8 protein-coding genes, 1 tRNA gene and 1 pseudogene are annotated in these 11418 nt (G+C 58.5%); 7 read left to right on the top strand and 3 right to left on the bottom strand.

Annotation, left to right across the window (positions count from 1 at the left end):
* Positions 1–60 precede the first annotated feature (60 nt).
* The 6 genes from ABRP98_RS11165 (at position 61) to ABRP98_RS11140 (ending at position 8394) form a co-directional block, all read left to right on the top strand.
* Complete coding sequence (locus ABRP98_RS11165; RefSeq protein ID WP_349859284.1) at positions 61–639, top strand: oxygenase MpaB family protein; 579 nt, start codon at positions 61–63, stop codon at positions 637–639.
* A gap of 106 nt (positions 640–745) precedes the next feature.
* The gene (locus ABRP98_RS11160; RefSeq protein WP_349859282.1) at positions 746–3658 is read left to right on the top strand and encodes a (Fe-S)-binding protein; all 2913 of its coding nucleotides are present in this window, start codon (positions 746–748) and stop codon (positions 3656–3658) included.
* A gap of 34 nt (positions 3659–3692) precedes the next feature.
* Positions 3693–5000, top strand: a complete 1308-nt coding sequence (locus ABRP98_RS11155) for a cation:proton antiporter (protein WP_349859281.1) — start codon at positions 3693–3695, stop codon at positions 4998–5000.
* Between the two features lie 74 nt (positions 5001–5074).
* Entirely contained in the window at positions 5075–5725 is a 651-nt protein-coding gene (locus tag ABRP98_RS11150) for a DUF1707 SHOCT-like domain-containing protein (RefSeq protein ID WP_349859279.1), read from the top strand.
* Positions 5726–5780: 55 nt separating this feature from the next.
* Positions 5781–7010 carry a pyridoxal phosphate-dependent aminotransferase gene (locus ABRP98_RS11145; protein WP_349859277.1) on the top strand — a complete coding sequence of 410 codons (1230 nt, stop codon included), beginning with the start codon at positions 5781–5783 and terminating at the stop codon, positions 7008–7010.
* 256 nt (positions 7011–7266) lie between these two features.
* Complete coding sequence (locus ABRP98_RS11140; protein WP_349859286.1) at positions 7267–8394, top strand: YibE/F family protein; 1128 nt, start codon at positions 7267–7269, stop codon at positions 8392–8394.
* On the opposite strand, the gene ABRP98_RS11135 is transcribed toward ABRP98_RS11140, so the two are convergent.
* Together ABRP98_RS11135 and dcd are read right to left on the bottom strand one after the other, a co-directional pair.
* The gene (locus ABRP98_RS11135; protein ID WP_349859275.1) at positions 8391–9713 is read right to left on the bottom strand and encodes a UDP-glucose dehydrogenase family protein; all 1323 of its coding nucleotides are present in this window, start codon (positions 9711–9713) and stop codon (positions 8391–8393) included. The two genes, ABRP98_RS11140 and ABRP98_RS11135, sit on opposite strands and share 4 nt — an antisense overlap.
* A gap of 36 nt (positions 9714–9749) precedes the next feature.
* A complete protein-coding gene (gene dcd / locus ABRP98_RS11130) occupies positions 9750–10319 on the bottom strand; it encodes a dCTP deaminase (protein ID WP_349859274.1) in 570 nt (189 codons plus the stop codon).
* Positions 10320–10382: 63 nt separating this feature from the next.
* On the opposite strand from dcd, the gene ABRP98_RS11125 reads away from it, so the two are divergent.
* A tRNA-Gly gene (locus ABRP98_RS11125) sits at positions 10383–10453 on the top strand.
* Positions 10454–10515: 62 nt separating this feature from the next.
* Here the strand turns inward: ABRP98_RS11125 and ABRP98_RS11120 are convergent.
* Positions 10516–10920: pseudogene (locus ABRP98_RS11120) on the bottom strand (integrase core domain-containing protein); the annotation flags it as partial.
* Positions 10921–11418 lie beyond the last annotated feature (498 nt).

The raw sequence follows: 11418 nt of genomic DNA, 5'->3' as shown, positions 1-11418 counted from the left end.
TTCGTGCTCTCAAAGAAAACTACTCCCTACTAGTCGGTAACTGATTTCTCAGTCCAACTAATGGGGAGCAGTTCAGATGGAAGCCGCTACCACCCGCTGAACCCGGATGTTTACTACTGGGCACACGCCACCTTCGCTGCTATGCCGTACCAGCTGGCCGGCAACTTCATGGATCCTTTGACCCCAGAGGAGCGCGAGCAGCTCTTCCAGGAGACCCGTACCTGGTACACCTTCTACGAGGTTGCAGAGCCCGACGATGCGCCAAAGACGTACGCTGAGTTTGAAGAGTACGTGGACAACATGATCGATACCCTTGATATCAGCGAAACCATCGAGCGCTCCCGCATCATCAACGGCCTCACCCTCGACACCCCAGATCCTAAGGTGCCCAACTGGCTGTGGAAGCCCATTGCACCTTACGCATCCCGCCTGCTGTTGTGGGTTGCTATCGGCATGATTCCGGACAAGCTGCGCAACAAGCTTGGCTGGGAGTGGACCAAGAAGGATGAGCGCAAGCTCAAGATCTTCTCCCGCGCCGTCCGTGGCGTCTTCTCCGTCCTTCCGCGTAAAGCACGCATGGTTCCTATTGCTACCCGCGCCTTTGAGAAGGCGGAAGCTGAAGGCGGCTTCCACTACTAAGGCCTTTACCCCTTCACTCATAGTTACTGAATACTGACTCCCACGATTGCACCTTGAGGCCTTAAGGTAGATAACAACGTGGAGCATCAGTAGTGAAGGAGCACGAATGACAACCGTGTCCGGTTGGATTGCTATAGCCACATCGATTCCGGTGTGGCTATACTTTTTCGCCCGCATAGGCGCGCTCATTAAGTTCATCCGCTCGGGCGGGCCAACCCAACTAGAGCGCACCAATAGCCCCGTAAAACGCCTCGGGCGCGTGCTGGCAGAGGTCTTCGGCCACACCCACTTCAAGGGAAAACCATTGGTCAATGCCGCCCACTGGGCGGTCATGGTGGGCTTCTTATTCGGCATCCTGGTGTGGTTTGAGGCCTATATTCAAACCTTCGCCCCGGATAAAGGGTGGCCCGGCTTAAGCACTTGGCCGGTGTATCACTTTGTGGAAGAAGTACTTGGCATCGGCACGGTGCTGGGTATCTGCTTCCTCATCGGCGTGCGCCTGAAACTAGGCGATACCGAGCGCGGCAGCCGCTTTTTCAACTCCCAAACGGCAGCGGCCCGCTGGGTGGAGGCCATCGTTTTCATCGAGGGCCTAAGCATGCTCTTGGTCAAAGCCTCCAAGATCGCGGCCTTCGGTAACGGTTCCACAGTCGCGGATTTCTTCACCTTGCACCTGGCCAAAGCACTGCCTGAGTCCCCGGGGCTGGTCAGCTTCTTTGCCTTGGTCAAGCTGCTTTCCGGGCTCCTTTTCATCTTCTTTATCGCCCGCAATTTCCAGTGGGGTGTCATGTGGCACCGCTTCATGGCATTTTTCAATATCTTTTTCCAGCGCAATACCTCTGGGGACAAGGCTCTCAAATCCCTGCCCACCCCGGACCTGGAAGAAGACATCACCCCTGGCAGCTGGAAGATGCTGCTGGATTCGACCGCCTGCACCGAGTGCGGCCGCTGCCAGGAGCTGTGCCCAGCCTGGAATACCGATAAGCCGCTTAGCCCCAAAAAGGTCATGATGGACCTGCGCCAGGGCGCGCTGAATAATTACAACCCACACGAGGGACTCGATGTGCTCTCGATGGCCGGCGTCATCGATGATGATGTTTTATGGTCCTGCACCAACTGCGGTGCCTGCGTGGATCAGTGTCCCACCGATATCGAGCACATTGACCATATTGCAGACCTGCGCCGCTTCAAGGTCTTGGCAGAATCCGATTTCCCATCGGAGCTTACCGGCCTATTTAAGAACATGGAGACCAAGGGCAACCCCTGGGGCCGCAATAATTCCGAGCGCCGCGCCTGGATTAATGAGGCGCGTGCCGATGGCATCGAGGTACCCATCATTGGCGAGGATGCCGCGGACTTCTCCGATATGGAATACCTTCTCTGGGTAGGCTGCGCCGGTGCCTATGATGACAATGGCCGCCGCACCACCCGCGCCGTCGTGGATCTTCTCCACACCGCCGGCGTGAAATTCGGTGTGCTTTCTACCGGCGAGACCTGTACCGGCGACCCTGCCCGCCGCGCTGGCAACGAGTTCTTGTTCCAGATGATGGCGCAGCAAAACGTCGACACCCTCAATAATGCTTTTGCGGGCGTGCCGGAAGGTCAGCGGAAAATTATCACGACCTGCCCACACTGCTTTAATACCATCCGCAATGAGTATCCGGACTTCGACGGGCATTTCGATGTCTTCCACCACACGCAGTTGCTTAACCGCCTCGTGCGCGAAAAGCTGCTGCAGCCGGTTCCGCGCACCCCGGAAAACCGCAAGCCCATCACCTACCACGATCCGTGCTTTTTGGGCCGGCATAATAAGGTCTTCGATCCCCCGCGCGAGCTTCTTGAAGCCACGGGCGTGGAGCTACGCGAGATGGACAGGTCCCGCGATGAGGCCTTCTGCTGCGGCGCCGGCGGCGCACGCATGTTCATGGAAGAAAAACTGGGCTCGCGCATCAACGAGTTCCGCACGGAGCAAGCGCTAGAGACCGGCGCCGAGGAAATCGCCACCGGCTGCCCGTTCTGCAATGTCATGATGACCGGCGGTGTGAAGTCTTTGGCCGCCGAGTCCACCCCCACCACCCAGGTCAACGACGTGGCCACCATGCTGCGCAATTCCATTTCCCTGGATGACAAGGGCACCCTTCCGGAGCCTCGTCCCAAGGCCTTCTTGGGCACCCCAGTGCGCCACCGTGCGGCTTCAGTTACCGCCACCGCTGAATCCCCCAAGGCTCCCGCGCCTGGCGATGCCCCATCCTCCACCAATACCCCCACCGCTGCCACGCCATCAGCTGCGCCCTCCGCACCTTCGGCACCGGCGTCCCCCAATGCTGCGGCCCCATCCGCGCCAAAGGCTCCTTCTACCCCGGCGGCCCCCAAGGCTCCTTCGGCACCCAACGCAACAGGTGCACCGCGTGCCCCGAAATCCACTAATGCCCCGTCGGCGCCTACTCCGCCTTCTGCACCGAGTGCCCCTTCCGTGCCCAGCGCGCCAACCTCACCGGGTGCTCCCATGCCGCCGAAGGCTCCCAAGGCCCCTGCTGCTCCTGCCGCTCCGGGTTCTTCTTCGGTACCTAGCGCCCCGGCAGCTCCGAAGGCTCCGGCAGCGCCAAGTGCCCCGACTCCGCCGGCCGCTTCAAATGCGAAGGCACCAGCAGCACCCCAACCGCCTAGTGCCCCGCAGTCACCGACTGCGCCGCAACCACCTGCAGCTCCACAGCCGCCAAAGGCTCCGCAAGCTGATAAGAAACCCGAAGCAGCGGCGCCACCGGCGCCACCCGCGCCTCCTGCTCCGCCAGCACCACCAGCTCCACCTGCCCCACCGGCATCGTCCACGCCGTCTCCTCCGCCGACACCGCCTGCACCGCCAGCCCCGCCTACACCGCCTGCGCCTCCGGCACCACCGGCGTCATCGGCAAGCGCAGAGGCCCCCAAGCCACCAAAGTCACCTGAACCACCTGAACCACCGGAACCACCGGAACCACCGAAACCTCCGAAACCTCCGAAGCACACGAATACCGAGTAGGCATGTGCAGGGGCGAGTGCGTACGCTGTGATCCATGCATTTAGATGTGGGATGGGCTGCGGATACTTTTGTTCTCGCAGCGGGTGCAACGGAAAACACAACTAGCCTCGTTTCCTTTGCCTGGATCATGCTTGCGGCGCTGTTGGCGCCGTTGGTGTCGTTCATGTTGGGCAACCGGCTGCCGGCCGTTGCCCTTTTGATCATTTTTGGCATGATCATTGGCCCGTCGCTGCTCGATGTCGCGCATGAGGACGCCGGCATCAGCATGCTCAAAGAACTGGGTGTTGGTGCGCTCTTCTTGCTCGCCGGTTTTGAAATCGAGATTTCTACGCTCAAGACCAAAGAAGCCGGAACTGCGCTGTCCACTTGGCTTATCTGCCTCGTGGCTTGTGGCGTCGGTGCGTACTTCTTGGTCAATAACGTCCCGGGCGCCATCGTGGTGGCGCTCGCGCTCACATCCACGGCATTGGGAACGCTCCAGCCCATGTTGAAACAGGACCGCGTGCTCGATACCAAAGTTGGCAAATCGGTGATGATTCACGGCGCTATCGGTGAGGTCGCCCCCATTACCGCAATGGCGCTGCTGCTGAGCACGCGCTCCACGTGGACCACGCTGCTGATTATGCTCGCGTTCATCGGCATCGCCGTGGCTGTTGCCATCATGCCGGCGGCCATTGCAACGACGATTCCGTGGGTTAAAGCGGCGTTTATCTCCGGCGCGGGGTCTACCAACCAAACCATTTTGCGCCTTATCATCCTGATCCTTGCCACCCTCATGGCCGTCACGGCGGTCTTTGAGCTAGACATCGTGCTGGGTGCCTTCGCCGCCGGCATCATCTTGAACCGCATCATTCCGGATGAATTCCATCGCCGGCTAGAACACCGCCTCGATGTGGTCTTCCACTCCATGCTCATCCCGGTCTTCTTCGTGGTCTCTGGCATGACGATTAACTGGGATACCATCGCTAATAACCCGGGGAAGGTACTGGGCATCCCGGCGCTTATTCTCGTCACCCGCGGCCTGCCGGTATTCCTGCGGGAAAATGTGGGCCACACCGGCTCTGAAATCGAGACGGTGCGCGAGCGCCTGCAGGTCAGTTTGTACACGGCTACCGGCCTGCCGATCATCGTTGCTGTGACGTCGCTGGCGGTTAATTCCGAATTGATGAAGCAAGAAACCGCCTCGATCTTCGTTGCCGGTGGCGCGCTGACCGTTGCCATCTTCCCGTTTCTGGCCAACTTGGTGGGAAGGAAAGACTCCAAGACGGTTGATGAATCCGACCCAAAGAAGAAATCGGATTCTAACGAGGACGACAAGGAAGAAGAGTCCCAAGAACTCTAATCTTTTACTCCGCACTAGAAGCTATGCCCTGCCACCGCGGCAGGGCATATTCTTTTTGAATCAGCTTGTCTATTATGGTGACTGTGACTAATAGCTACGGACCCTCCCCCTATGACCGGACACTGCGTCTATCTGATTCAGAGCGCAACGATGCCCTGACGGATCTAGCCCGCGCAGTGGGCGAAGGCCGCTTATCGATGACCGAGTTTGAGGAGCGCTCCGATAGCGTCATGCAGGCCGTTACCCACAAGGACCTAGCACCAATTTTCAGCGATATTCCTGCGACCGGATCGCAAGAGGTAAAGATCTACTCCCAAGGCGATGTGGACCGCGCCGCTAATGCCGCGAAGAAGCCTCGTATCGCTACCGCCCTGACCAGCTCGATCGTTTTGCTCGCGGCATCGCCTACTCTTGTCATGCTCAGCGCCACCATGAATAGCCCCTGGTTGCTGGCGGGCGGCGCCGCCGCAGCAGCGCTCATTCCCATCGTGTGGATCCTGTTGTACGTGGCCAAGATAGGCCCGCAATCGTGGCATGCCCCGTCGGTGCGGCAAATTGAGCGCCAACAACAGCGCGAAATCCGTGCGCTGACGGCACACGAGCGGGCGCACCAAAAAGAATTAGAGAAGAAAATGTGGGCCGAGCGCCGCCAGCAAGCCAGTGAAATTACTGGTCAGGCTATGGAAATGGCGAAGAAGCAAATCAGTAAGTGGAATAAAAAATAGCGCTGAGGTGCGCTACAATATTTCTTAACGCTGTGAAAGATGGCACAATATTGCCATGACTTCTCCCACACCCCGCATCTTTGACCAGTCCGAAAAATTAAAGGGCATCGCTTACGATATTCGCGGTGAGGTCTCAGCAGAAGCGGAGAGAATGGAGCTAGATGGCCACACCATCTTAAAGCTCAATACCGGCAACCCTGCCGTATTTGGTTTCGATGCACCCGATGTCATCATGCGCGATATGATCAGCGCCTTGCCCACCTCCCAGGGCTATTCCACATCCAAAGGCATTAGCTCGGCCCGCCGGTCCATCGTCACGCGCTATGAGCTCGAGGACTTCCCGCATTTTGATATCAACGATGTCTTCTTGGGCAATGGTGTATCAGAACTTATCACCATGACCACCCAGGCGCTGCTCAATAACGGCGATGAGATCCTTATCCCAGCCCCCGATTACCCGCTGTGGACCGCAGCAACCTCGCTGGCCGGCGGCACCCCAGTGCACTACCTGTGCGATGAGGAAGACGAGTGGAATCCATCCATCGAGGATATTCGGTCCAAGGTCACCGAAAAGACCAAGGCCATCGTGGTTATCAACCCGAATAACCCAACCGGTGCGGTGTATTCGCGCGAGGTCCTGCAGCAAATCGTGGACATCGCCAGGGAGCACAACCTGCTCATCTTGGCCGATGAGATTTATGACCGCATCCTCTATGACGATGCGAAGCATATCTCCATCGCCTCGCTGGCCCCCGATCTCTTGACCTTTACCTTTAATGGCCTGTCCAAGGCCTACCGCGTCTGTGGTTACCGCGCGGGCTGGATGGTCATTACGGGCCCGAAGCACCATGCGCACGGGCTCATCGAGGGGCTCGAGTTGCTGGCAGGTACCCGCCTGTGCCCGAATGTTCCTGCGCAACACGCCATCCAGGTGGCGTTGGGCGGGCGCCAATCTATCTACGAGCTCACCGGGGCTGGGGGACGATTGCTGCGCCAGCGCAATATCGCTTATGACAAGCTCAATGAGATTCCGGGCGTTTCCGCGGTAAAGCCCAAGGGCGCGCTGTATCTCTTCCCGCGCTTGGATCCCAATGTCTATGAGATTCACGATGATTCCAAGCTCATGCTGGACATCCTCAAGGCGGAAAAGATCCTCATGGTCCAAGGCACCGGCTTCAACTGGCCACACCCGGATCACTTCCGCGTGGTCACGCTGCCCTGGGCTTCCCAGCTGGAAAACGCCATCGAGCGCTTGGGCAATTTCTTGGTGAGCTACCGCCAATAGCACCCCAGCAGGCGATTGGTAATTGCAGTAATAATCGTTCACAATACACCGTATGGGACGGCATTCCTCGGTTTCTAATTCCGCATCGGGCTCGGCTTCGCGGCATCGGCAAGCGCAGCGTCGATCTGGGTCCAGCGGGCACGTGCAGGACCAATCAACGTTAGAACGCTTAAATCCACGTCAGCTGGCGCAGTCGGTGGATGGCCACCCGTGGCGCGTTGGCCTAGTAACCGCCATCGGCGCGGCCCTTATCGCCATGCTAGTAAGCCTCATCCTGCTGTGGCCCTCTAGTGCTGCCTCGAAACATACCTCGGAGGAGTTCGAGTCCACCTACGCGCTGAACCACCCGCAGGTTGAGGCAACAGTGGAAAAGACCGACCATTCCGCGTGCCAATCGGAGCAGACCGGCCTGGCCTTCGATACCCCGCCGCTGATTCCGGAAAAGGAAGAGGTGGACTGCGACCGGGCGCTGGTGAAGATCACCTCCGGCGAGGACGAGGGAAAGATGACCCAATTGGTCACCTATGGCAACGCGGGCGACCCAGAATTGCAGCCGGGCGATAATATCGTGCTGTCCAAGGCCACCGATCCCACCGGATCCGTCTCGTATGCCTTTGCCGATTATCAGCGCAGCAATAGCCTCCTACTGTGGGGAGTGGTCATCGCTATTGTCATCATCGCGTTCGCGGCGTGGCATGGGGTGCGGGCAATCATCGGCTTGGGGCTAAGCCTTGGCATCGTCTTTAGCTTCCTGATCCCAGCGCTCATCGCGGGCACCAATCCCCTCTGGGTGGCACTCGCCGCCTGTACCGCCATCATTCTCCTTGCCGTGCCCCTGGTCCACGGCGTGAATTGGAAATCCGCCTCCGCGGTGGGCGGTTCCCTGACCGCGCTTGCCATCGCCGCGTTCCTAGCGTGGGCGGCCATCGATAGTTCGCAGCTGCAAGGCTATAGCTCCGAAGATAACCTCAAGCTGCTGCTGTATATGCCCAATGTGTCCATCCTGGGCGTGCTGCTGTGCGGTTTCGTCGTCGGCGCATTGGGCAGCCTTGCCGATGTCGCCATTGCCCAAGCCTCCACCATCACCGAGCTGCACGAATCCGATCCCGCGGCATCACCGCTCGAGCTTTTCCTATCCGCCATGCGGGTCGGCCGCGACCACATCGCCTCGATGGTCTATACCCTCATTTTGACCTATACCGGCGCCGCCTTGCCCCTACTCCTGCTCATCACCGCCGCCGAACGCCCCGCAGGGCAAATCCTCAGCAGCGATCTCGTCGCCACCGAGCTCCTGCGCTCCGGCGTCGGCGCCATGGCACTGACCCTAGCAGTACCGATTACCACGCTGATTGCCGCGTTTACCGTCCCGTCACGCCGCCGTTAGAGCGTGCGGCCCAGCGCCTGTATCTTCCAGCCGGCGTTGGACCAAGCCGCAACGTCGAGCACATTGCGGCCATCGATAATGTGCCTATTATCCACGAGCTCGCCAGCCTCGTTCGGGTCCAGCTCCTTAAACTGCTGCCATTCGGTGGCCAGGATGACCAACTCCGCCTCCCGCAAGGCGGATTCCGTATCGGCGGCATAGTCCAAGGTGGGAAAAACCTTCTTGGCGTTGTCCATACCCTCAGGGTCATAGACGGTCACCGCAGCACCCGCCAAGGACAAGGACCCAGCAACCGAGAGCGCCGGCGAATCGCGTACATCATCCGAATTGGGCTTAAAAGCACAGCCCAGCACGGTAACGCGGTGGCCCAAAAGCGAGCCATTGAAGGCTTCTTTAGACAGGTCCACCATGCGGTCGCGCCGCCGCATATTAATCGCGTCCACCTCTCGCAAAAAGGTCAGGGCCTGATCGGCGCCGAGCTCACCGGCGCGCGCCATAAAGGCGCGAATATCCTTAGGCAGGCAACCACCGCCAAAGCCCAGGCCCGCGCCGAGGAACGTGCGGCCGATGCGCTTGTCTATGCCAATGGCATCCGCCAGCGCCACCACATCCGCCCCCGCGATCTCACAAATCTCAGAGACCGCATTGATAAAGGAAATCTTGGTGGCCAAAAAAGCATTGGCGGAAACTTTTACCAGCTCTGCGGTCTGCAGATCGGTCACAATGAAGGGCGTATCCTGCGCTAGCGGCTGCGCGTAGATCTCGCGGGCAAGCTCCTCCGCACGAGATTCTGATTCACGGGTACCAATCACGATGCGGTCCGGGGTGATGGTGTCGTGCACCGCATAACCCTCGCGCAAAAATTCCGGGTTCCACGCGATTTCCACGCGGGTACCCTCTGGCGCCAAGCTATCCGCAAGTTCTTGTAGTTCCGCCGCTGTACCTACCGGAACGGTGGATTTGCCAAAGATGACGTGCCCCCCGCGCAGCTTGGGCACCAAGTCCGTGATAACGGCCTTAACGTAGGTCATATCCGCCGCATAAGAACCGCGACGCTGCGGGGTTCCCACGCCGAGAAAGTGCACGTTGGCGAATTGCGCAGCCTCGTCATAATCCGTGCTAAACCCTAAGCGCCCAGCATCAATATTGCGCTCGAGCACCTCCGGTAGCCGCGGCTCAAAAAAGGGAACCTTGCCCGATTGCAAGACGGAGATTTTATCCTCGTCTACATCGACGCCTAAAACTTCATGCCCCAATTCCGCCATGCAGGCGGCGTGGGTGGCACCCAGGTAACCGGTGCCAATAACAGTCATCCGCATAAAACCTCATCCTAGAGATTTTATGTAAATACCAGATTAATCCCTGCGGAAGTTCAGGTAAGACTTTGATGGCGTTGGGCCGCGCTGACCTTGGTACTTCGATCCCAAGGCACCCGTGCCATAGGGGCTTTCCGCCGGCGAGGTCATCTTAAAGATGGCCAACTGGCCCACCTTCATCCCCGGCCACAGCGCAATGGGCAGGTTCGCGGTATTGGAAAGCTCCAGGGTGATGTGCCCGGAAAAGCCGGGATCGATAAAGCCCGCGGTGGAGTGGGTCAATAGCCCCAGCCGCCCCAGCGAGGACTTGCCTTCCAACCGTCCGGCCAAGTCAGCCGGGAGGGTGAATTTCTCCAGCGTGGTGCCAAGGACAAACTCGCCGGGGTGGAGAATGAAGGATTGATCCTCTTCTACTTCCACCAACGTGGTAAGCTCCGGCATCTCCGCCTTGGGGTCAATGTGCGTATAGCGGGAGTTATTGAATACCCGGAAATACTTATCCAAGCGCACGTCAACGGAAGAAGGCTGGATAAGCTCACTATCAAAGGGGTCGATGCCCAGCTCTCCGGAATCAATGGCGGAACGAATATCACGATCTGAAAGAAGCACGGACCCGATTCTACTCAATCGCCTGCCCAAGGTGTATAGTAGGGAAAGCGCATTTAGCGCAGTGCCGACGTAGTTTAATGGTAGAACTGCAGCTTCCCAAGCTGCTGGCGCGGGTTCGATTCCCGTCGTCGGCTCTGTGTCATGAGTCGCGACATGCTTGACAGGTCAGTCGCGACATCGTTGACAAACCGGCATCTTAGTCGTTTTTGTTCTGGGGTGCCGGTTTTTCGTGTTTTGGGTCTAGGGGTGGGTCGCCTTTTTTCCAGTAGGGCTTTTGGTAGTCGCGGGCTGTGTCGATGTAGTGCTCGGTGATGATTTCTCCGGTCGCAGCTAGTGATGTGGTGATGTGGTTGTCGGCGATGACCATGAGGATTTTTTGTTTCTTGAATGCGCGCCCGATGCCTAGGTGGAAGAGTTTGCCGGCGTAGCGGACGGTGACTTTGCCGTTGTCCCAGACGATGTCTTTTCTGGTGCGCCATTCTTGTGTGGGATTGTCGTTGGGGCTGGCTTTTGTGCCGGTGGTGTAGCTGTGGTGTGGGGTGTGTCGTCCTAGTGCGCGGTGTGGGCGTGTGGTGTTGTAGTAATCGCGGAATTCGTCGATGTCATGAGTCGCGACATGCTTGACAGTTCAGTCGCGACATCGTTGACGCACCGGCATCTCAGTTTTTCTGGGGGCCGGTTTGAGGTGCCCCGGGTTTTGTTCCTAGGCATGTGCCTTGTTTTCCATTATTGCCTGTGGCAAGTTCTTCTTTCACAATTCGGTTTCCACCTCGGCTGGGGTTCGGTATCCCAGGCTTTGGTGGAGCCTTGTCTCGTTCCACTATGACACCCACTCAAACGTGGCGATTTCTACTTCGACAACATCATCCCACCTGCGGGTATAAATGAGTTCGCCTCTTGTGAGGGGCCGTTAACGTTTTCAGCCAGAGCATTGTCGTAGGAGTCGCGAGCGTGTCAAGTTGTTTGTGTGTGGCTAGGCTTATAGGTATTTGTCGAAGCAGTCGGGAAAGGCCACGGCCATCTGGTTGATGGCTTGTTTCCAGCCGGAAACTCGGGCTCCTTCCATGAGTCTGCCGGCTGTTCTTGAGACTCGTTTGCC

Source organism: Corynebacterium sp. KPL2838, from assembly GCF_040225455.1.
Lineage (GTDB): Bacteria > Actinomycetota > Actinomycetes > Mycobacteriales > Mycobacteriaceae > Corynebacterium > Corynebacterium rhinophilum.
This window is presented reverse-complemented; position numbering and strand designations above follow the sequence as displayed.